General features: G+C 49.8%; 19 protein-coding genes and 2 tRNA genes. 8 read left to right on the top strand and 13 right to left on the bottom strand.

The window, feature by feature from the left end; genetic code table 11:
* Positions 1–436 precede the first annotated feature (436 nt).
* The 7 genes from JQN73_RS19130 to JQN73_RS19100 all read left to right on the top strand — a co-directional run bounded on the left by JQN73_RS19130 (position 437) and on the right by JQN73_RS19100 (position 7,831).
* On the top strand, positions 437–1,756 hold the full coding sequence (locus tag JQN73_RS19130; RefSeq protein WP_205320529.1) for a sugar ABC transporter substrate-binding protein: 1,320 nt from the start codon (positions 437–439) through the stop codon (positions 1,754–1,756).
* A gap of 87 nt (positions 1,757–1,843) precedes the next feature.
* Positions 1,844–2,704 (top strand): carbohydrate ABC transporter permease, encoded by an 861-nt coding sequence (locus tag JQN73_RS19125; protein ID WP_205320528.1) that lies wholly within the window; start codon positions 1,844–1,846, stop codon positions 2,702–2,704.
* Positions 2,705–2,707: 3 nt separating this feature from the next.
* Positions 2,708–3,589: a carbohydrate ABC transporter permease gene (locus JQN73_RS19120; RefSeq protein ID WP_370551261.1), complete on the top strand. Its 882-nt coding sequence runs from the start codon at positions 2,708–2,710 to the stop codon at positions 3,587–3,589.
* 75 nt (positions 3,590–3,664) lie between these two features.
* On the top strand, positions 3,665–4,702 hold the full coding sequence (locus tag JQN73_RS19115) for an ABC transporter ATP-binding protein (RefSeq protein WP_205323474.1): 1,038 nt from the start codon (positions 3,665–3,667) through the stop codon (positions 4,700–4,702).
* Entirely contained in the window at positions 4,686–6,098 is a 1,413-nt protein-coding gene (gene dalD, locus JQN73_RS19110) for a D-arabinitol 4-dehydrogenase (protein ID WP_240162332.1), read from the top strand. Before JQN73_RS19115 ends, dalD begins: the two co-directional genes overlap by 17 nt.
* Positions 6,095–6,886 carry an L-iditol 2-dehydrogenase gene (locus JQN73_RS19105; RefSeq protein ID WP_205320526.1) on the top strand — a complete coding sequence of 264 codons (792 nt, stop codon included), beginning with the start codon at positions 6,095–6,097 and terminating at the stop codon, positions 6,884–6,886. Before dalD ends, JQN73_RS19105 begins: the two co-directional genes overlap by 4 nt.
* A gap of 63 nt (positions 6,887–6,949) precedes the next feature.
* Complete coding sequence (locus JQN73_RS19100; protein WP_240162331.1) at positions 6,950–7,831, top strand: AraC family transcriptional regulator; 882 nt, start codon at positions 6,950–6,952, stop codon at positions 7,829–7,831.
* Positions 7,832–7,961: 130 nt separating this feature from the next.
* Here JQN73_RS19100 and efeB read toward each other — a convergent pair whose 3' ends face one another.
* From efeB to JQN73_RS19040, 12 genes are all read right to left on the bottom strand, one after another.
* Positions 7,962–9,263 carry an iron uptake transporter deferrochelatase/peroxidase subunit gene (gene efeB / locus JQN73_RS19095; RefSeq protein ID WP_205320525.1) on the bottom strand — a complete coding sequence of 434 codons (1,302 nt, stop codon included), beginning with the start codon at positions 9,261–9,263 and terminating at the stop codon, positions 7,962–7,964.
* Entirely contained in the window at positions 9,260–10,414 is a 1,155-nt protein-coding gene (locus JQN73_RS19090; RefSeq protein WP_240162330.1) for a hypothetical protein, read from the bottom strand. Before JQN73_RS19090 ends, efeB begins: the two co-directional genes overlap by 4 nt.
* Positions 10,415–10,504: 90 nt before the next feature.
* Entirely contained in the window at positions 10,505–12,037 is a 1,533-nt protein-coding gene (locus JQN73_RS19085; protein WP_205320524.1) for a carbohydrate porin, read from the bottom strand.
* Positions 12,038–12,615: 578 nt separating this feature from the next.
* On the bottom strand, positions 12,616–12,993 hold the full coding sequence (locus tag JQN73_RS19080; RefSeq protein WP_205320523.1) for a VOC family protein: 378 nt from the start codon (positions 12,991–12,993) through the stop codon (positions 12,616–12,618).
* Between the two features lie 615 nt (positions 12,994–13,608).
* Positions 13,609–13,682: transfer RNA gene (locus JQN73_RS19075), tRNA-Arg, on the bottom strand.
* Between the two features lie 289 nt (positions 13,683–13,971).
* A tRNA-Pro gene (locus tag JQN73_RS19070) sits at positions 13,972–14,048 on the bottom strand.
* Positions 14,049–14,116: 68 nt separating this feature from the next.
* A complete protein-coding gene (phoR, locus tag JQN73_RS19065) occupies positions 14,117–15,460 on the bottom strand; it encodes a phosphate regulon sensor histidine kinase PhoR (protein ID WP_205320522.1) in 1,344 nt (447 codons plus the stop codon).
* 7 nt (positions 15,461–15,467) lie between these two features.
* Positions 15,468–16,166: a response regulator gene (locus JQN73_RS19060; protein WP_205320521.1), complete on the bottom strand. Its 699-nt coding sequence runs from the start codon at positions 16,164–16,166 to the stop codon at positions 15,468–15,470.
* A 56-nt stretch (positions 16,167–16,222) separates the two neighbouring features.
* Positions 16,223–17,560 carry a phosphoglucosamine mutase gene (gene glmM, locus JQN73_RS19055; RefSeq protein ID WP_205320520.1) on the bottom strand — a complete coding sequence of 446 codons (1,338 nt, stop codon included), beginning with the start codon at positions 17,558–17,560 and terminating at the stop codon, positions 16,223–16,225.
* A 191-nt stretch (positions 17,561–17,751) separates the two neighbouring features.
* Complete coding sequence (gene folP / locus JQN73_RS19050; RefSeq protein WP_205320519.1) at positions 17,752–18,594, bottom strand: dihydropteroate synthase; 843 nt, start codon at positions 18,592–18,594, stop codon at positions 17,752–17,754.
* 105 nt (positions 18,595–18,699) lie between these two features.
* Positions 18,700–20,586, bottom strand: a complete 1,887-nt coding sequence (gene ftsH / locus JQN73_RS19045; protein ID WP_304607793.1) for an ATP-dependent zinc metalloprotease FtsH — start codon at positions 20,584–20,586, stop codon at positions 18,700–18,702.
* A 375-nt stretch (positions 20,587–20,961) separates the two neighbouring features.
* Positions 20,962–21,606 carry an RlmE family RNA methyltransferase gene (locus JQN73_RS19040; protein WP_205320518.1) on the bottom strand — a complete coding sequence of 215 codons (645 nt, stop codon included), beginning with the start codon at positions 21,604–21,606 and terminating at the stop codon, positions 20,962–20,964.
* A gap of 37 nt (positions 21,607–21,643) precedes the next feature.
* Here JQN73_RS19040 and JQN73_RS19035 point away from each other — a divergent pair, with 37 nt between their 5' ends.
* Positions 21,644–22,114 carry a YhbY family RNA-binding protein gene (locus JQN73_RS19035; protein ID WP_205320517.1) on the top strand — a complete coding sequence of 157 codons (471 nt, stop codon included), beginning with the start codon at positions 21,644–21,646 and terminating at the stop codon, positions 22,112–22,114.
* 133 nt (positions 22,115–22,247) lie between these two features.
* Here the strand turns inward: JQN73_RS19035 and JQN73_RS19030 are convergent, their stop codons facing one another.
* On the bottom strand, positions 22,248–22,706 hold the full coding sequence (locus JQN73_RS19030) for a DUF4149 domain-containing protein (protein ID WP_205320516.1): 459 nt from the start codon (positions 22,704–22,706) through the stop codon (positions 22,248–22,250).
* Positions 22,707–22,857: the final 151 nt, after the last annotated feature.

The following is a 22,857-nucleotide window of genomic DNA, read 5'->3' as shown; positions in this document are numbered from 1 at the left end:
TAGCAAAACAATTTTACAATTATTTAATAATTTTTTTACCTTCGAAATCATGGTCTTGCATCACCCTATTCGCAGATGCAAATTTCGATAAAAATCGTTCACCTTAATGACGATTAAAGTCGTCCTAAATGCGAGACATTGGAGGGAGCAATTGAGCAGGATAAGCGTGGACTAGCTGGGTACGCTTGCACTCTCGCTCCAGGTTATTCAAATCCATGCAATGAGCGACTCAATGGTGCCAGCCTATGAACGGTGCTGAGGCAAAACCATGTCCATATTGCGCTTGTAGCAACATTCGAAGCTTCAGCAATTTTGCTCTACCGATATTAATAGTCGCAAAAAAGTATCGGAGTTTGAACTAAGAGTATCAGGCCGTATCAGAACTGAGTGCTAAGATCATCTCAGCATCAAAAAAATAAATCAAACGGAGACATGTATGAAACTCATCGCTAAAAGCGCGTTGTGCGTCAGCCTATTCGCAGCCGCTGCAACTTTCACTCTCAATGCTTCTGCAGTCGATCTGGTGGTTGCCACGGTCAATAATGGCCATATGATCGAGATGGCAAAACTCGGAAAATTCTTCGAACAAGCTAACCCTGATATCAAATTGAAATGGGTCACGCTTGAAGAAGCAGTTTTACGCCAACGTGTGACCACCGATATCGCTACCGGAAGCGGCCAGTTTGATGTGATGACTATCGGCATGTATGAGGCACCGATCTGGGGTAAAAAAGACTGGTTGGTTGAGTTAAAACCGGACGCTGCTTACGACGTCGATGATCTGCTGCCCTCCATCCGTGCCGGTTTATCGGTTGGTGGCAAGCTATTTGCCGCGCCGTTCTATGGCGAAAGCTCAATGATTATGTACCGCTCCGATCTGGTGAAGAAGGCCGGGATGACCATTGAAGATCATCCGACCTGGAATCACATCCGCGAGGTAGCCGCCAAGATCAACGATCCGGCGCACGGCGTCTATGGTATTTGCTTGCGCGGCAAACCCGGTTGGGGCGATAACATGGCCTTCATGACGACCATGGCGAACTCGTTTGGCGGACAATTGTTCGATATGAAATGGAAACCACAATTTACGAGCGAACCGTGGAAAAAAGCGGTCAATTTTTATGTCGATCTGCTAAAAAATTATGGCCCTCCTGGCTCATCATCAAACAGCTTTAATGAAATACTAGCTTTATTCAATCAAGGAAAATGCGGCATCTGGATCGATGCCACCATCGCTGCTTCGTTCATCAGCGATCCAAAACAAAGTAAGGTCGCCGATAAAGTTGCCTTCGCCCAATCCCCCGTTGCCGTTACCGAGCGCGGCGCAAACTGGTTGTGGGCATGGTCTCTCGCTATCCCGAAAAGCTCTAAACACGTAGACGCTGCGCAAAAGTTCATTCGCTGGGCGACCTCTAAGGAATATATCGCGCTGGTCGCCAAAGAAACCGGGTGGAGCAATGTTCCGACTGGTACCCGCAAATCGACCTATGCCAATCCGGAGTTCCAAAAGGTGGCTAAATTTGCCGCGGCGGAACAGAAAGCAATTTACTCCGCCGACCCAACCCACAGCACGTTGCTGCCGTCTCCTTACGTCGGTGTGCAGTTTGCTGCGATCCCCGAGTTTCAGTCAATAGGCGCGACCACCGGCCAACAGCTGAGCGCCGCCTTGCTGGGCAAAGAGTCAGTCGACAAGGCGCTGGAAATTTCGCAACAAGCAGCCGATCGTGAAATGCGCAGGGGCGGCTACTACAAATAATCCTGCCGCACCCAAGGATTATTCCGATTGACCGCAGGAAGCGGGCTATGGATTCCGCCTGCTTCCAGCATGACTTGCGAGCACACCATGAAACGACTCACAGCGCGGCTGTTACTGACGCCTGCGATGACGACGCTGTTCGTCTGGATGATCATCCCTCTCGCGATGACAATCTACTTCTCTTTTTTGCGCTACAACTTATTAGAACCTGGCGCGCACCCGTTTGCCGGTTTCGAGAATTATCATTACTTTTTTACCGATGATGCATTTATACCGGCGGTCCAAAACACGCTTATTTTACTTTTCTCTGTCATGTGCATCACAGTCGTGGTCGGGATCGCGTTAGCGCTACTGATCAATGAGCCGTTCCCGGGCAGAGCGATTGTTCGTGTACTGTTGATTTCTCCGTTCTTCGTCATGCCAGCGGTCAATGCGCTGATGTGGAAGAACATGATGATGAATCCAATTTATGGATTGTTTGCGCAAATCAGTCATTTTTTTGGCTTTGGCGCAATCGACTGGCTGTCGGAATACCCTCTGTTCTCCATTATTCTTATGATTGCATGGCAATGGCTGCCATTTGCCTGCTTGATCTTTATGACCGCATTGCAATCCATGGACCGTGAACAGCTTGAGGCCGCACGGATGGATGGCGCCAATTATCTGCAGCAGTTACGTTACCTTTACATTCCCCATCTGGGACGGTCAATTGCGGTGGTAATCATGATTGAAATGATTTTCTTGCTCTCCGTTTTTGCAGAAATATTTACGACGACCGGCGGTGGTCCTGGCTTCGAGACGACGAACGTGGCGTTCCTGATATTCAGACAAGCCCTCGCCAGTTTTGATGTCGGCGTCGCTTCTGCGGGAGGATTATTTGCGGTACTCCTCGCCAATATTGCGGCCATTTTCTTCATTCGCCTGATCGGCAAGAACTTAGACAAATAGGAGTTGGCCATGCAAACAATGACCAAAGCGAAAGCACATATTGCGGCACCAGCAGTGACGCATACCAACGCCTATAAAGTGGCGCTGGTCGGCCGCTCAATGCTGGCGTGGCTGCTGGCACTATTACTTTTCTTCCCTATTTTCTGGTTGGGATTAACCGCATTCAAAACAGAGTTACAGGCTATTGCAGTCCCGGCCAAGCTATTCTTCTCCCCAACGCTGGAGAACTTTGCTGAGGTTCAGGCCCGCAGCAACTACCTACTGTATGCGATGAATTCAATCATCACCAGTGTCGGGTCGACGTTGCTTGGTCTGCTGATTGCGGCACCGGCGGCCTATTCCATGGCGTTCTCGCCAACCAAGCGTTCTAAAGATATTCTGGTCTGGATGCTTTCCACCAAGATGCTGCCTGCCGTCGGCGTCCTGGTGCCGATATACGTTCTCTACCAAAAATTCGGCCTGCTCGATACGCGCTGGGGCTTAACGATTATTTTTACGCTATCAAATCTACCGATCATGGTCTGGATGCTGTATTCCTATTTCAAGGAAATTCCGCGTGAAATTCTGGAAGCGGCGCGCATGGATGGAGCCAGCATATTCAAAGAGTTTCGCTACGTGGTCTTACCGTTAGGTCTCGGCGGCCTCGCCTCGACAGCTTTATTGTGTTTGGTTTTGTCATGGAACGAATCGTTCTGGTCGCTCAATCTTGGCGCCGCCAACGCGGGTACGCTCGCCTCACTGATTGCGTCCTACTCCAGTCCGGAAGGATTGTTCTGGTCGAAGCTTTCCGCTGCTTCACTAATGGCCATCGCACCGATTATTGTATTTGGCTGGTTCTGCCAAAAACAACTGGTTCAGGGTCTGACTTTTGGCGCGGTTAAATAAGCTTACACCTATAGCGCATTTATTTTGAAGCTGACGTATTTAATGCGTCTCAAAAATTCTAAGGGCACATCGATCATGGCTTTCCTTACATTAAACAAACTCGATAAATATTTCGATGCACATCACGCTATCAAAGGGATTGACCTTGAAATCCAAAAAGGTGAATTTGTCGTCTTTGTCGGCCCCTCTGGCTGCGGAAAATCAACCTTGCTGCGATTGATTGCAGGTCTTGAGCCGGTGAACGGCGGCAGTCTCACGTTAGACGGCAAAGACATCACGCATTTGCCCTCTTCCAAACGGGATCTGGCGATGGTCTTTCAGTCCTATGCTTTGTATCCCCACATGACAGTGTTCGAGAACATGTCGTTTGCATTGAAACTGGCGGGTGTGGACAAAGCCATCATCCGCGAGAAAGTCAACAAGGCCGCTAGCATCCTTAACCTGACCGAGTATTTGGAGCGCACTCCCAAAGCGTTGTCCGGCGGACAGCGGCAACGGGTTGCGATCGGCCGCGCGATCGTACGGGCCCCGAAAGTGTTTCTGTTTGACGAACCGTTGTCCAATCTCGATGCTGCCCTGCGGGGGCAGACGCGCATTGAAATCGCCCGTCTGCATAGAGAGCTGGGCGCCACCACCATTTACGTTACCCATGATCAGGTTGAGGCGATGACGCTGGCTGATCGCGTCGTGGTTTTACGCGACGGTTCGATAGAACAAGTCGGGTCGCCGTTGGAATTGTACGACCGACCAGCCAATCAGTTCGTGGCGCAATTTATCGGCACGCCGAGCATGAACGTCTTACCACTTTCAGGTCTTCCGCATCCACCGAAAGTCGGTCATTCCTTACCCGAGGGCGGTTTCGTCGGCATTCGCCCCGAGTACGTTGAACTTGGTACCGCCTCGGCAGAAGGTTACCCGGCAACCGTCGATGTCGTCGAAGCACTCGGTGCCGAAACACTGATTTATTCGACGATGGAAAACGGATTACAAATCGTCGCGCGCCGCAACGAGCGCTCATCCCTTAGCGCAGGTGATCGTGTCAGCCTTCTCCTGAACCAACAACACATGCACATTTTTGACCGCGCAGGAAAAGTACATGCAACCGCACGCTAAACACAACCTTATGTCACATACCACCCCCCTCTCAATAAAGCGTATCTTGCACCTTGGCGTCGGCGCATTCCATCGCGCCCATCAGGCGTGGTATCTCAATCTCCTACTTGAGGGCGGTGAGACAAAATGGGCGCTTGCTGCCGGAAATATCCGTCCCGACATGCCCGAATTGCTGCTGGATCTACAAGCGCAAGGCGGCGAATATACGCTGGAGACAGTGACGCCAGCGGGCATATTTTCATATGAACGAATCCGTTCAATCAGCGATATTCTGCCTTGGACCGCTGATTTGAAGGCTGTTGTCGCCGTGGGCAGGCATGAGGACACGAGAGTTATTTCGTTCACGGTCACTGAAGCAGGTTATTACCTGAATCAGCATCAGCAGCTGGATCTTTCTTACGATGATTTGCGTTCAGATCTCGAGCAAGGCACGCAACTAACGATTTATGGTGCCATGGGCAGCATTCTGCGTGCGCGCAGAGACGACGACGCGGGTCCGGTAACTTTGCTCTGTTGCGACAATATCCGTAGTAACGGCGATCATTTCCGAAAGGGTTTATTAGATTTTCTGGCACGGCGAGGTGAACCTGCATTACTCACCTGGGCGCAAGACAATATAACTTGTCCGAACGGAATGGTTGATCGTATTACGCCGAAGCCACCTGCCGAGGTAAAAGACCGGGTGAAAGCCGCCACCGGGCTTCACGATAAATGCGCTGTGATGGCAGAAGAATTCAGCCAATGGGTAGTGGAAGATCATTTTTGCAACGGCCGTCCTCCCTGGGAAAAGGTTGGAGTGGAAATGGTCACATCCGTGATGCCATATGAAGAAGCCAAAATTCGAATTCTGAACGCCAGTCATAGTTGCATTGCCTGGGCCGGCGCGCTAAAAGGCTTCGATACCATCCATGCTGCTCTGGCCGACCCGGTCATCAAGCAAATGGCATTCGACTATGTCACAGACGATGTCATACCTTGTTTGTCGCCAAGTATCATAGACCTGGCACAGTACCGGGATACGGTATTAGATCGTTTTAGCAATCCTTATATCAACGACACAATCGAACGCGTGGCCGCTGATGGATTTGCCAAAATTCCCGGCTTTATTGCGCCGACCATCGCCGAGCGCCTTGCGCAACAGCAGCCGTTCGTAAGCACGGCCATGCTACCTGCACTTTTTTTGGCTTTTCTACAATCTCGCGCCGCTGGAAATATCACGTTCAGCTATAAAGATCAGGCCATGGACGAAGCCACGGTTGCCAGCATACTGAACGCAGCAGACTGTGTGCGAGCTTTTTGTGGCAATGCACTTCTATGGGGGCCACTCGCTGGCAACGCCATACTAGAGGCAAATGTTCGCGATGCGTATCTCTCAATAAAAGGAAAATTATCATGACAAGCTTGGGCCGCCTTGAAAAAAAACACGCGATACTCACCGGCGCAAATGGCGGCATCGGATTAGCGGTTGCAGCAGCCTATTTACATGAGGGTGCGTTGTGTACGGTAGCGGATTTGCCTGCCGAGCCATCCGCGGAACTAGCGCTATTGATGTCGCAGCACCCGGAGACCCTAATCTACCTGCCTACAAACGTGACACAAAGCGCTTCTGTAACCTTAATGATCGACCGTGCTAGTCAGGCCTTCGGGCCGGTTGACACATTCTTCAATAACGCTGGCGTCTTCGATATGGCCCCCTTACTGGAGTCGGATGAGGCGATGTATCAGCGCCTGTTTGATGTCAACGTCAAAGGGATGTTCTTTACCATGCAAAAAATTCTGGCGCAGATGTGCAATTCAGGCACACGCGGAAGTGTGATTAACATGGCCTCGCAGGCGGGACGAAGGGGCGAGGCTCTGGTCTCGCATTATTGCGCGACCAAGGCAGCGGTCATCAGCTACACCCAATCAGCCGCTCTGGCGATGGCGCCGTTCGGCATCCGGGTCAATGCCATATCGCCGGGTGTGGTCGACACCCCCATGTGGGGCCATGTTGATGCTTTATTTGCCCGTTATGAAGGTCTTAAACTGGGCGAAAAGAAAATAGCGGTAGGCAAAGAGGTACCTCTCGGTCGTATGGGCGTTCCCGGCGAAGTCGCAGGCGCTGCGGTCTTCCTGGCGTGTGCGGAATCTGCTTACATCACCGCCCAGACATTGAATGTAGATGGTGGTAATGTCATGAGCTAGGCGTGCGAGGTTAAGCGTGCATGCAAAACGGATAGAAGCGCAATAGCACCCAAGGAGACAGCATTGAGTACCAAACTCCCCTCTCGCACTCCAGAACTTGAATACCACGAATTTAGTGAGTTTTTACGGTTTTTGGAGCACGGGGTTCCGGACCCGTTAATTCGCTGGCACTACCACGATGTCTACGAACTGCATTTCATTATCAAAAGTAGTGGAAAGCTGTTTGTCGGCGATTACATTGGCGAGTTCTATCCTGGCAATCTGGTGCTAACCGGACCGCGTTTGCCACACAACTGGATTTCAACAAACATTCCTGCAGAGGGGATTCCCTCGCGGGACATGGCAATCCAGTTTGGTCATGCACCCCTGGAGCTGGCGGCAAAATACATTCCAGAATTGCGTGAAATCATGCCGCTACTGGAGCGTGCCAAGTATGGTATTGAATTTCTAAACATGAGCGAGCAAGTTGAACAGTGGTTTTACCGGATACGAGAAGCAAAAAATGTCAGCCGATTTGCGGAGTTCCTCAATTTGCTGGGCATATTAGCGAAAAGCAACACCTATCGACTTTTATCGAACGCCCAGATGCAGTCGTTTGATGACGATGCCTCCATGGCACAAATTAATACCGTATTCAATTACATTACGGAAAACTATCGCACGCCCGTTTCCGCAGACTTGCTCGCGACTAGATTAAATATGTCGCCTGCAAAATTTTCACGCTTTTTTCGGAAGGCTACCGGCAATAGCTTTACTGACTTTGTAAATCAGATCAGGATTAATAAAGCCTGCCAGTTGTTGATGAATTCAGAGCAATACGTGACCAATATTTGTTATGAAGTCGGGTTCAATAATGTCGCTAACTTTAATCGTCGATTTCTTGAAATGAAGGGGATTACGCCCAAAGAATTTCGGGCGCAGGCGGAGGGACGCTTCGGCGATTAAAAAAATGTGCCGGTTTTATGATGCGATTGTGGGCAAAAATTCCCCAGCGAACCGATCAGCAAACATCTAAACCTGATAAACATCCCCTGTTAAGTATCGTCTATAAAGCGTCTTCTGTTGGCAAATCTCTTCAGACCGCCTCAAACAGTCGCTGACCGATATATTCGCCCTTTTGGGCCCCGGGTGGGCACGCAAACAAGCCGCTGCCGATATGCGTCGTGAATTGATTCAACATATCCAGCTTGGCCATTTTTTCGAAAATCTTCGTAAAGCCGGTCCGAGGATCTCGCTGATAACACTGAAACAATAAACCGGCATCAAACGTCATCGCCTGACGCCAGGGCGGCCAGCGCTCCGCAATCTGGGTCACACCGTTATCGTAGGCATATGCACGCCTTAGTATTTGTGCGCCATCATTGCTTTCGGGCGCCGCCAGACGTGCGTGAGAGGTTTCGGCGATAAGCGGATTGCCATCCTTATCGTTTGCATCCAGATCAAGTGGCTCAAACTCATGCTGCTTACCTATCGGCGCGCCAGAATATTTATGACGACCGACGGTTTGCTCCTGAAATCCCAACTTCATTCGATCCCAGTGTTCTAACGCGATACGCGTCGGGCGAATGACCACATAGGTGCCGTTCCGCATCCAGCCGGGTCCTTCATTTCCGACCCAGACAAACTGCTTCATCGCAGCTGCATCCTTGGGTCGTATATTCATGGTCCCGTCTTTGAAACCCATTTGATTACGTGGGGTTTCGCCGGATTTCACACCTGCCGCAAAACCGGTTTGTGCCCAACGAATTTTCGCCATCCCGTAAGCCAGCGCAACCAAACGGCGGATGGCGTGCTCTGCCACCTGCGGATCGTCTGCGCACGCCTGCACCGAAATATCCCCGCCCGTACGCTCGGCAATCAATTGGTCACCGGTAAATCGCGGAAGATCTGCAAGAGCGGCTGGCCGTTGTTTGGCTAAGCCAAATCGATCGTCACCCTCTTTCCCAAACAAACTGGGACCGAAACCGAAGGTCACTGTTAGACGCGCTGGTGACAGGCCTAGAATATCCCCAGAGTCCTCCGGTATCTTGTCGACATCAGCGCTCAGGCGGCGTTGCGCAGGATCATGCGACATGGCTGCCGCGGCCTCCGTCCATGCTTTCAAGACAGCGATTAATTCCTCACGATTTGTCGTGACGACATCGAATGCCATGAAATAGGTATGACGCTGCATGGGCGTTGCTACCCCCGCCTGGTATTTGCCCCAAAAAGGCTCAATTGCAGGCAGCGCCGAACTGCCAGATGCCGGTGCCGCTGAAAATGCGGCAGTCGACACCGGCGCGGTCGCAGCCACTACTGCGGCGCGCGTCATAAATCGTCGCCGCGTCGGGCTATATTTTGGATCGCTTGGATCGCCTGGATTTTTCGGATTACTCATGGGGACCCCAGCACCAGCGCGTTGACATCGTCCTCGACGTAATAAAAACCGGTATTGTCGGCTGTTAATGCTATGCCAAACAGGTCGCCATTTCCAGGCGGCGACTGGGCTTGGTTCGAGTCGAGCCAATGTCCATAAATCTGCTTTCCGGAAACGGGATCAATTTCGACCGCCTGACCATTTTTGCCATTACAAACTATCAGATGACCAGCGGGGGTCATCACCATAGCGAGCGGCCAGCCAAGCAAGCCATCTTTGGTGATTAGCTTGCCGGTTTTAGCGCTGGTGGTACGGGTGCTGGCTTCTGAAATCGCGGTGATTTCGTTATCCAGGCCATCAGTGACATACAAAGTATCATCGGCCCCCAGCGCCAGCCCGGTTGGCCCAAACAGGAAGTTATCACGATCCGCACGTTGCGCAAATCCGTCCCCCACGACTGTTTGACTTTGCAATACAGGCGGTTTTCCCTCGGGAATAGTTAATTCAAGGCGCAACACCGTGGCTTTACGCACAGTGACCGGATAATGCGTGGCCGGGTCAACTACTTCTGGGCCGGGAATATCGAATCCGGCCATGCTTATAAATAATATAGCGCTGTCACCCTTGTCGACCGTCACCATGTTACCCCACGGACCATTGATCGTAGGTCCTGACCAGGTAGCAACGTGCTTACCGTTTGGATCGAATACCAACAGACAGCCATCACCTTTAGTGCGAGTGGTGCCGTCGGTGCTGGGCGTGCTGCCGACAATAACCCAACCGGTTTTTAACATCGTCATCGCGGTAGTCAGTCCGACACCCCCCGGACAGTCTTTCAGGTTTTGTGGCACTTGCGCAAATAATATTGTCTGCTTGGTGCTTGGCCGATAGCTAATAATGGTGGTGCCGGTACCCTGAAGATTCGAAATATTATTGAAATTATCGACTAACACGTCGCCTTTTTGAATCGTCCCCGCACTCACCGGTGCGACAACAATAGCGTACGGATTGACATCGCCGTTTTCGGGGACGGTTGAGGTTAATATTTTGTGGTGATGAATTGTTTCAAGCATCCCTTTCGGATCAGCAGCGCTCGCTGGTAACGCGCACACGGCGCTGAGGCAGAACATGACGCCGGTCACGACCAAACGCTTCATCATTGGTTTCGCCATTGTTGTCTGCAAAACAAAGCGCTTTCGCTGCCAGAAATTGGTCAAAATAAGCTTAAATTGGTTCTGATTCATAGAGGGGTTTCGATCCTGTCAAAATGAAATATTGGTACGCAAGCCAAGGACGAGCTCATTCTTGATGCGATGCACCGGGTCATTGGGATTTGCCACACCAGCGCCCGGATTAAAAACATATTGAACGTCGGGTTGCAATTGGAGCCAGGGTGTCATCTGATATTGATAGGTCAATTCAACGAATGATTCGCTGCTGCGCACCGGACTGTTAGTGCCACTGTATAGATTGGTAGCGCGATCCAAAGCCGCTGCTTGCTTACTCACGTTCGCGTAACCCACACCGATACCGAAAGTGTCGGTGGTCCGATAGATAAACGGACTATGAAACACCATACCGGCGTTCAAGCTGAAATCGATCAGATTTCGGTCGGTTAACGGTGTCCCCATTACGCGCGCAAACACTGCTATCGTACGATTTGGATCGCGCTCATCGCGCCAGACCAAATGATCGGCCACCGCGTACACCGCGTAATCCCCATGATGCTGGCGCGGTTGACCAATGCTGTTAGGGTCGGCCAGTGAAAGTCCATTTTGATCGGTTTGCTGATCCGAAAAGGACTCACTGTTATACCAGGCGCCAAGGCGATAAGTCCATCCCAATGGTGCCGATGCGCCCGCCTCAACCATGCTGCCGACGGCCGGATAGGAAAATTGCACTTCCATTATCGACATCGTGCCATTACCCAACGGGAAACTGGTGCCGTGGCGATTTTGTAATTGTGGATCACCATTATTGTTCGAGACTGGGCTACCGTTAAAGACGCCAGCAAGAATCGTGATGCCATCGACCGGTCTGGCGCTAAAGCGCGCACCCAGTGCCGATAACGGGTATGCCGGTCCGCCGCCGGGCAAATCTGCAGAAGGCAACATCGGCCAGCCGAACATCGTATTAACGAAATACAATGCGTTGCTACTCACCATAAACTCTTGGTCGAGACTTTGTTGACCTATTTTAATGTCCAGGCGGTCTTCTTCCAGGAATTTTTGGTCGTACCAAAGCTCCCATAGCCGTGTCGCGCGATCCGACTCAATCCCGCTAGCAGTCTGCAATGTTTGCAAATTATTCGCGCTTAAATTGTTTCCGTGAATTTGCAGCGCGCTAACATTAAACAAGCCACCATATAGTCCGAATGCACGCTGAGTGTTGACCTGCATCACTGCAGTCGTCAGGCCATCGTAGACGAAACCCTTTTTTACGCCGCCCGATGTATTTCCCAAATACTCACTCGTTTCCTGAACTGCTAATGAAATACCGGCCCGGCTTAAGTTGGTACGTAAACCCCACATGTCGCCTAACAGCGCACTGCTACGACTGATTCCATTCAAAAAACCAAACGGTCCGTCGGCCACGGCTTGACCTGTTTGTATTTCATCGGTGCTTGCCGGAATTGACATAGGCGGCGGAGCAGCGTGCGCGGCATTTAATAAGAATATGCATCCGGCTATCGCAAATCCGATTTGGGCAGCCAAACGTTGATTGCAGCGGTAATTCTTCCGAACACCGAAGTCTCGCGTTACAGATGGGCGCAGATTGTGAACGCTGTTAGACATTTTCAAGCTATCTTTCCGTTAGGACCTTAGTGGACAGTCAAATTAAAAATCAGAGTTTTGGACTCGACCGTGCAATTTGCGTCGAGTTACGTCAACATTGATAGTTCAGACTTAAGTGGTTTGTACGAAAGCTCGGCGACGCACCTTAACGCATGCCTTCTTAGCCGCTTAGGGTCGGAATACGTCCATAATGATAAATACAAATAAGAATACTTCGCATTATCATTATTCTTAAATAAGATAATGTAACATATTGTTACGGCGCGGAACCACTTAAAATGCTGTCAAGGAAATAAGACTCTGAGGCAACGTTGAGAGCACCATGCGGCCGCCAGCGACAGTCTTCCGACGGCGGCGTAGAACCTTTTGAACTACTGAGGGAGGAGTTTATGCGGCCCTGCCAAATCGATTTGATGAGACCGCGTGCGCAAGGGGTGGCGTGTTATTAGCCGTCAATATTCGCACGGCGGCGCGCTGCCTGTTTAGACCAAAGCAAGCAGGATTTGATTGCACGTAGCAACCGATACTGATTGGTAGGGGAAGTGTTTTTGGCGTTTTTGAAACCTGCTACCCAACAATCAAACCTTCTCGGAGATCTCAATCAGATTATTGTCAGGATCACGTATATACACGGAAAGTATCGGCCAGTTCGCGCCGGTGCGCTTGACTGGTCCGTCTTCAATCCTCACACCACACTGCTCGCATTGCGCTATAACCTGGGTTAACGGGACAGAAGCAATAAAGCACAAGTCGAGCGAACCAGGAGTTGGATAGGCGGCCTTTGGCAAAAATTCATTGCCGAATTCATGTAAATTAATTTTTTGTTGACCAAATTTAAATGCAACCCGCCCTGCCCCAAAAGTTTCAAGCTGCATGCCTAATACACGGGTATAAAAATCGATACATTTTGCTTTGTCGCGGGTTGTGAGAACCAAATGGTCAAGATGATGAATCAAGATAAGCTCCTTCAATAATAAACGGACAGCAATTATTCTCGGCTACCTTTAAAAAAAAGCACGCGCATGGCGTCGAGCTGATTCCTGCTCTGCGATTATATCGTTAGATCGATTTTGAAAACACTGCAAGCGAGCGATCAATGGGCGAAAGAATTGGGCATTGAAATGCCTAATTTACGGTGAGAAATTTAATATCCTTTTTGGCCAAACAGGCTATCAAGGGATTGCGGCCCGGCTTCCTCGCATTGGAAAATTTTTCCACAAAACCAGGCACCAGAAAATAACCGCTTAAAAAAATTTGCGTTGATTAATAAAGTTGTGAGCGCTACGCCATCCAGGCGGAAAAACGGATGGTTTACTTTGCTTTTTGAATGCGGAGAGAAGACAATTTGTGCGCTAGCGAGATAGCAATTTCGTACGCATAAAAAATGCGTTGAGTAGACAGCTCCGTCCGATCTCATCTTTTTGATCGACAAAATAGTCGCTCGACTTTCTACCTTGAGCTAAAAGAAGCGCATCAATTTTCAGTACGTAATTTAAGAGACGAAAAAGATTATCTCTATCTCGACTGAAAAACACATGAAATCCACACGCTTGATTTTAAGAAGAAAGAAGTGCGTCGGGAGGGGCTCGAACCCCCGACCCATGCCTTAGAAGGGCATTGCTCTATCCAGCTGAGCTACCGACGCATAGAAGAACTGTAACAGTTTCAATGCACAACGACAAACCTGCGCAAAGTCACTTGATAAACCATGTGGATGAGGCCACAGGCCCAATAATACTGGAACTATTTAACCCGCAATTCAAGCAAAATTATCGCAACATTATTTCAGCAAATATTGCGAAAAATGATACTCGACCACGTTTTCGATTAATTAGAAAAAAATGAGTGATACACAATTTTTTCTTAATTTTTCTAATAAATTTATTCTGAAAATGGAAAAGCGGGCTGTCCTAAGACAGCCCGCTTTTTATTTTTGGTCGGAGTACAAGGATTCGAACCTTGGACCCCCTGGTCCCAAACCAGGTGCGCTACCGGGCTGCGCTACACTCCGAAGAACAGAATCATACCCGCCCACATCATTTTGGTCAATATGTTTAAGCAAACTTTCATTAAAATTTACTATCGCTCTTCCGATAAGACCAATTGTGATCGCTGGAATACCGCGCTGAAACAACTTCCCTTTCCAGATTCAGACACGATCTCCAAATGGCCGCGATGACGTAATAAAACATGCTTGACGATTGCCAGCCCGAGGCCGGTTCCCTGCGTCACCCGGGAGCGAGTTTTATCAACGCGATAAAAACGCTCAGTCAAACGGCTTAAGTGCTCTTCAGCAATCCCGATCCCGTCATCGCACACTGCAAGCGCGGCACCATCACCAACGATCTTCCAGGTAATTTGAATCGATCCGCCATCAGGTGTATAACGTACAGCGTTCGTGAGTAAGTTAGTGAACGCGCTCTCAAGTTCATCAGAATTTCCCTTGAGATCAATCGCTTCCGCTTCGAGCGTGATCAAATGCCTTCCCTCTGATAAGGCGCGCGCCTGTTCTAAGATGCGATTTAACATCGGCACGATTCGTACCGTCTCGCCAGAGGGTTGTTGCGTCAAGGATTCTAGCCTGGTTAGTGTCAACATATCGGCCACCAGACGCTGCATGCGTTGGCCTTGTTCCGCCATTAAATCAAGTTGGCGATGCCGCGTGCTTTGATCCATTTCGGTGGATAACGCATGCTCTAAGAAACCGTTGATAACGGTTAATGGGGTCCTAAGTTCATGCGACGCATTAGCGATAAAATCACGTCGCAAAGTCTCGAGCTTTTCTGCCTGAGTCACATCGTGTGTGACCAGAATCTGTCGTCGATCATCGAAGGATATTAATTGCAGTTGGATTTTTCGGTAATGATGAATGAAGGGAAGTGGCTGTTCAAAGCGGCCCGACAACATGTAATCGACAAACTCTGGTGCGCGGATCAAATTGGTCAGAAGCCGCCCCTCATCGCGCACTTTATCGAGCCCTAAATGTCGCTCTGCCGCCGGATTGCACCACTCCAGATGCATCACGCTATCCACAATCACGACGCCGTCCGGGAGCAAGCTCATCGCCTGTCGGAAGCGCGCCAGCCACTCCGCCATATCGACACGCGAGCGTTCATCTTCGCGACGAATAATATCTAAACGGGTTGCTGCATGCGCCCATAACCCCCAGGTCTTAGGACGCGGCGTTCCGTAAGGCCGATCCAACCATTGTTCAATACGATAGAGCGACCATATCTGCAAAAACAATAAAACTACCAGGGATAATCCAAACCATATCACCCCCACTACAAAGCCGTAATACGCGCCAACCGCTAACATAACCAGACACAACAACGCGAAACGCAATAATGTTGGCACCCAAAACGTACGGCCGTTACGCGTGGCACGCTCGCGCGTGTTCATTGGCAACGGGGCCGAGTGCATCGATATTTCATGCGCTCGTGTCTGAAGACATTTTATAACCGACACCGCGTATCGTTTTGACGTAATCCGCAGCGGGACCGAGTGACTTACGTAATCGCATAATATGCACGTCTACCGTGCGCTCTTCGATAAAGGTGTGATCTCCCCATACTTTATCAAGTAACTGTGCACGCGAAAATATACGCTCGGGATGAGCGATAAGAAAACGAAGTAACTTGAATTCAGCTTGATCCAGTTCGATGGTGCTACTGTCAATTGAAACCTGATAACGATCGGTGTCGATACTAATCACGCCATATTTCAGAGTGCTGTGTCCTAACTCAGGCACTTTACGTCGCAATAAAGCCTGAATCCGAGCGACCAGTTCCTTAGGTGAAAATGGCTTGGTAATGTAATCGTCCGCTCCATCATTTAAGCCTCGGACTTTGTCTTCATCCATTCCCTTGGCGGTCAACATGATGACCGGGAGCGTGGCCGTCCTCACCTGCCCTCGCCATTCCTGCAACAGTGACAAACCGGAAGTATCCGGCAACATCCAGTCCAGCAAAACTAACTGCGGCAACATAGCAGTTATCGCAGCGCGCGCCTCCGCTGCATCAGCAGCGATTTCGCAAGAGAACCCTGCATCGTCGAGAGTGAACCTTAACAGTTCGGCGATGCCCGTCTCGTCTTCGACAATGAGAATATTGGTGTGATGTTTTGACATCTGTACTTAGCAAATAATTGTAAAAATAAATAGCGGGAAGGTTGAATTGAACCAATTTAAACGGTAATTTTATTGGCAATACGGCGTGCCATTATCTGCGCCAGTTCCGCAGTTTTAGCCTCAACCATGACACGTATCAACGGCTCGGTCCCGGAGGCACGAATTAATACACGTCCGTTGTCACCCAGCTCTGCTTCCACGGCGGCTGTTTCGGCTACTACCTCAGCTTGATTTAGCCAATCGAAACCTGCAGCCACTCTAATGTTAATCAATGTTTGTGGATACATGCTTATGTCAGCCGTGATTTCCGACAACGATTGTCCGCTGCGGCTTAGCGCTGACAACACTTGTAGCGCCGAGACAATGCCGTCCCCGGTAGTGTGCTTGTCGAGACACAATAAATGGCCGGAACCTTCGCCGCCAAGCAGCCAACCACGCTCTTTTAATTGTTCCAATACATAACGATCGCCTACTTTGGCCCTGGCAAACTCCAGCCCCATGCGTCCAAAGGCAACCTCCAGTGCCATGTTCGTCATCAAAGTGCCAACTACTCCATTAACAACACCGGTTTTTAAGCGGTCTTTAACGACGATATAAAGCAATTCATCACCGTTGTATATCCGGCCGCTAGAGTCGACCATAATCAACCTGTCTGCATCACCATCCAAGGCAATCCCGACGTCCGCATTGTTTGCGCACACGGCCAGCGATAGGGCTTCCGGCGCAGTGGCACCGAAGCCGTCATTGATATTAAAACCGTTGGGCTGATTGCCGATAGAGATCACCTCGGCACCGAGCTCATGAAACACATGCGAGGCAATATGATAAGCAGCACCGTGCGCTGCATCAACAACGATGGTCATGCCACGCAAATCGAGATCATTTGGAAAGGTACTTTTGCAGAACTCAATATAGCGCCCTGGAGCGTCATCCAGGCGTTTAGCCTTACCCAGTTTATCGGACGTCACACAATTCATGGGAAGCTCGAGCGCAGCCTCTATGGCTGCCTCAACGCTATCACCCAACTTGTCGCCGTGAGCCGAAAAAAACTTAATCCCATTATCATCAAACGGATTATGCGAGGCTGAAATAACTACCCCAGCCGAAAGGCGCAATGCCCTTGTAAGGTAGGCAATCGCCGGCGTCGGCATCGGGCCCGCCAGCATGACATCCACCCCTGCCGCTGCAAAGCCAGCTTCTAAAGCGGCCTCCAGCATGTAACCGGATACGCGCGTGTCTTTCCCGATTAATACGGTTGGCTTAATGGCGGCAGACTCTGCTTGCGCAAGTACCTTTCCCGCCGCGTAGCCTAATCTCATTACGAAATCCGGGGTAATTGGGGCAACCCCTACGCGACCACGGATACCATCTGTACCAAAATATTTTCGAGTCATATATTGCCCATTTTTCTATGCTTATTATTTTTTGAGAACTACTATCGTGAGGGCTGATTTCAACTACTTTTGACAGATGAGTGCCGACGAGCTCACGTGATTATCCGATTTCCACGAACATCAAGGGTCTCGCACAGTACTTCACATAGCTTTATGGTGTCGGGGGTACGTTTAACAAAACGGCGCCGAAATCAAACGATACCAGCTTGCCAAACCGCCAACGCATCAATCGTTTCAGTGACGTCGTGCACGCGCACAATCTTTGCACCTTGCGCCACCGCCACCAGAGCCGCAGCAATACTCCCGGCCAGGCGCCGCTCGACGGGCCGTCCGGTTAAATCGCCGAGCATCGTTTTCCGTGATGTTCCCACCAACATTGGAAGCTCCAATAGTTGTTGCATTTTACCAATATTCTTGAGCAAAGTAAGGTTATGTGTCAGGGTTTTTCCAAAACCGAACCCGGGATCAATGGTAATACGTGCGCGGTCTATTCCTGCCTGCTCCAAAACCGATACCCGGTCACGTAGAAAAGTACTCACCTCCGTGACCACGTCTTCATACGCTGGGAGGTCTTGCATGGTTTGTGGCTGCCCTTGCATGTGCATCACACATACCCCGCAGTCACTATCGTTCAACGCTTCCACCGCACCCTCTGCACGGAAAGCATTGATGTCGTTGATCAAATCGACCCCTGCGGCGATTGCCTCACGCATCACTGCGGGCTTATAAGTATCAATGGAAAGAGGCTTTCCGCAATCGCGTAATGCGTAGATTACTGGCATCAATCGATCCAACTCTTCTGACATGGACAACGCAGGACTGCCTGGGCGACTTGACTCAGCGCCGATGTCAATAATATCTACACCGTCCGCAATCATCTGTTCTGCATGAGAAAGGGCGAATTCTAGTGAATAAAATCGACCGCCATCGGAAAATGAATCCGGCGTGACGTTTAAAATTCCCATTACCAAGGGCCGCGCATTCGGCGTATTGACCGGCAAGCGGTAACGCCCGCATTGAAAGTATTGTTGCATTTTTTTATTCGTATACAGAAAAAGGGCGAGGATCAATCCTCACCCTTGAGTGGTTACGTCGAAGATTCCCGACTCACTATGATGTCGCTTTTCGCCAGGAAAGAATCACGCAGGCGCAGTCGCAGTCGGGGAAATGCCGCCAGACGAACTATCAGTCGGCGTCTTCTTTACCGGAATACCATACTTTGGCAAACGTGGCTCGAGACCTTCCATGATGTCGTTAATTTGATCCGCATCAATCGTTTCCCAATCAAGCAGTGCCTTGGTCATGGCCTCAACCTTGTCGCGATTTTCCTCAAGCAAACTGCGCGATAACGCATATTGCTGATCCAGAATGCTGCGAATTTCCGCATCGACTTTTTGCTGAGTCGCTTCCGAAACAGTTTTTGAAGCCATCCGGCCAAAATAAGCATCTTGCTCTGTATCTTCGTACACCATCGTTCCGAGCGTTTCGGACATACCGTAACGCGTCACCATCGCACGCGCCAACTTCGTCGCACGCTCAAAATCGTTGGAGGCTCCGGTAGACATCTGATGCATAAAGATCTCTTCAGAAATACGACCGCCAAACAGAATAGCGATTTCTTCGAGCATCTTGTCTTTATACATATTGACACGGTCATGTTCAGGCAACTGCCATGTAAGCCCTAGCGCAAAACCACGCGGCATGATGGTGACTTTATGTACCGGATCAGCCTTTGGAAGCAACTTGGCAACAACAGCGTGACCTGATTCATGATAAGCAGTATTACGACGCTCTTCTTCACGCATCACAGCGGACTTGCGTTCTGGACCCATGACAATCTTGTCCTTGGCATCCTCGAAGTCTTGCATTTCAACCAGACGTTTCGTACGACGTGCTGCAAACAATGCCGCTTCGTTGACTAAATTTGCCAAATCTGCACCAGAAAATCCAGGTGTACCGCGCGCCAAAATATCAGCCTTAACGTCAGTCGAGATAGGCACTTTGCGCATGTGCACATTAAGAATTTGCTCACGACCGCGAATATCCGGCAACCCAACTACCACCTGGCGGTCGAAACGACCTGGACGCAACAGAGCTTTATCGAGTACGTCAGCACGGTTGGTGGCGGCAATTACGATCACGCCGGAGTTCACTTCAAAGCCATCCATCTCAACCAGCATTTGATTCAGCGTTTGTTCGCGCTCGTCATTTCCTCCGCCCATACCAGCGCCGCGATGACGACCAACCGCGTCGATTTCATCGATAAAGATAATACAAGGTGAATGTTTTTTGGCATTTTCGAACATGTCACGAACACGCGAAGCACCCACACCCACGAACATTTCAACGAAGTCTGAACCGGAAATGGTAAAGAACGGCACTTTAGCCTCACCCGCTATGGCTCGTGCCAAAAGTGTTTTACCCGTTCCTGGAGGCCCGACCATCAGTACGCCATGGGGAATACGCCCGCCCAATTTTTGAAACTTCGTAGGGTCACGTAGGAAATCCACAATTTCCGATACTTCATCTTTTGCTTCGTCGCAACCAGCGACGTCGGCAAAAGTGACCGTGTTTGTGGTCTCGTCCAGCATCCGCGCTTTTGATTTTCCAAATGAGAACGCACCGCCCTTGCCGCCGCCTTGCATCTGCCGCATAAAGAAGATCCAGACGCCGAGCAACAAAATCATCGGAAACCAGGATATAAATATTTGCGAGAGGAACGACGGTTCTTCGGGCTGCTTAACGTCGAACTTAACGCCGTTATTAAGCAAATCACCCACTAAGCCACGATCAAGGAAGGTGGTAGTGGTCTTGATTTTTTTACCGTCTGAGGTATTGGCGATAATGTTACGGTCTTCAATCACCGCATCCGTGATGTGTCCCGCCTTCACCTCATTAATGAAGTCAGAATAGGCGATCGGTGCCGCACCGTTAGACAACCCTTTGGTATCGAATTGCTTAAATACGGTAAAGAGCACCAAGGCTATGACCACCCAGATGGCGGCTTTTGAAAACATGTTATTCACTAGAACTCCTTGAGCGCGCGACGCGCCGATAGTCGTGGTGCTTCGGGTTGGGCTCGCACTATGTTTGTTGCTTTTTGGTTGAGACCTGATTTTACTCGGAATCACCAGTCGATACTAGGAGGCTGTCGGACTTAGCTCGACGTTCCACGGCATCGAAACAAAAATTATCGGGGTCGAAGACAGATTTTGCCGTATTCAAGTGGCAATAGCGCGCTATTGCTTAAGAATCTGGTGAAATCTACAACAGCCCGGCAATTTTGCGCTCAATTATTCGCAAGCGCCAAACACAGTCCGACAGGCTCCTAAAACTCGATATGTGGACGCATCTCTGATAAATCAAGGATAAATCCACAATAAAGTGGTGAAACGCGAAATTCAAGCCGAATTCTTTAAATTCCGCCCCAATAAGAAGATTTCGGAGGACTTATCACGGCTGGCTTTCGGTTTTCTAGACCCGACGCTTTCAAACGTGGCGCGAAATTTGCCCAAAATTTCGTTATATCCTCTACCGTTGAAACATTTTGCCAATAATACGCCAGAAGGTTTCATATGATTGACCGCGAACTCGATTGCCAAATCAATAATTTCCTCCATTCGTGCAGCGTCTGCGATAGCAATACCTGACAGATTAGGCGCCATATCTGATAAAACAAGATCAACTTTACGGCCAGACAACAACCGTTCAAGCTGGGTAAGACTATCTTGCTCCCGGAAATCCCCCAATATAAAGTGCACATCGGCAATAGGGTCCATGGGCAAAATATCTAAACCGATCACCATTCCATGGATGCCGCCACCCTCTTGTCCGGCGAGTTTATTACGAACGTATTGAGACCAGCTTCCCGGCGTGGACCCAAGATCGACGATAATTTGACCGGGCTTGATCAATTTGTCAACTTCGTCAATTTCTTTTAGCTTGTATGCAGCGCGTGCGCGATAGCCATCTTTTTGCGCCAACTTCACATATGGATCGTTAATGTGATCGTGAAGCCAGTTTTTGTTTAATTTCTTCTTTGCCATTCGCGTAGAATACCGTTTTTAAGGAATTTTTATATTTATGTTGAAACTCACACCCGCCGAGCGCAGCGAACTCCGCGCCGAAGCCCATGCACTAAGTCCAGTCGTCCTCATTAGTGAAGAAGGTTTGAAACCGTCACTATTAAAGGAAATTGATAACAGCCTGAATTCCCATGGCCTGATCAAGGTGCGTGTATTTGGCGACGATCGCGAAGCGCGGATTGCAATCTACGAAACTATTTGCGACAAACTCGGTGCCGCTCCGGTACAGCACATCGGTAAACTCCTGATAATGTATCGTCCGCAAAAAGATGCAGCGAAGGCACGTACCGAAACACGTGGAAGAGGCATGCGTGAAGTCACTATTGTTAAACCAAGCCCAAGTGGAACCAAACGCCCATCAGTGACCAAAGTGATGGTTAAAGGCAATGAGCGCGTAACCGCTGGCGGCAATATCAAACGCGAAAAACCACGTCAAAAAAGCCGCAAGAAATCTGCCCTTGGTCAATAACCCGGCCAGTGAAATTGCTCTAAACGCGCGGTACACGAAACTCAAGGGAGCCGGCGCATTTTACCTGAAGTTGCAAGGGTAAAAAGCCGATAACGGAGATTTCCCCTGCAATCCTAACTACGTGGATCGCGCGTTAACGCAATGTGCGTAATTTCAAAATCAAGCCGACGCCAAGCAAGCTTTGAATGAGATATATCGCGCTTGCGACACCATGCAAAATACCGAACTGCGTTTTTGCAGCAGAACTCATGACACCGCCAGGCGCAGCAGCTTCACGTAGCGATGCCATAAACGGCTGAATTCCGAAATAACCGACCAAAGTACAGAGAAGCACCGCCAACGTTAACCGTAATAAGGTTTTCCGTAATGGCGCGTTGTCGTCAGCTGTCCGAAAACAGAATAACAGCGTCAGTAACAGCCCACAGACCACGCCGATCCAAGCTTCAATTCTGAATAAACTACCGGCGATAGTGCCTGCCAAAACCCTGTCCGACAACGTTGCGAACAAGGTAGGCGCGACGACATATCCCACCGTCCATAAGCTTCCTACCCATAGGGTAGCGATTAATAATCTTGCGCGCACTACTATCATTATGTCCTTTGCCACGGTCATCATCGACCGAAGTTCAATAGCATGGAAGCTCGCTGTCGCAACGTTCATATAGAGGCCAAAATTCCTCTGCCTTCTTGGCCATCCTGCTGGCGCCCCGAATCACTCGATGCCTACACTGACGTGGAAAAAC

Source organism: Glaciimonas sp. PAMC28666, assembly GCF_016917355.1.
Taxonomy (GTDB): Bacteria; Pseudomonadota; Gammaproteobacteria; order Burkholderiales; family Burkholderiaceae_D; genus Glaciimonas.
The sequence above is the reverse complement of the archived record's forward strand: the minus strand, read 5'-3'. Positions and strand labels throughout refer to the sequence as shown.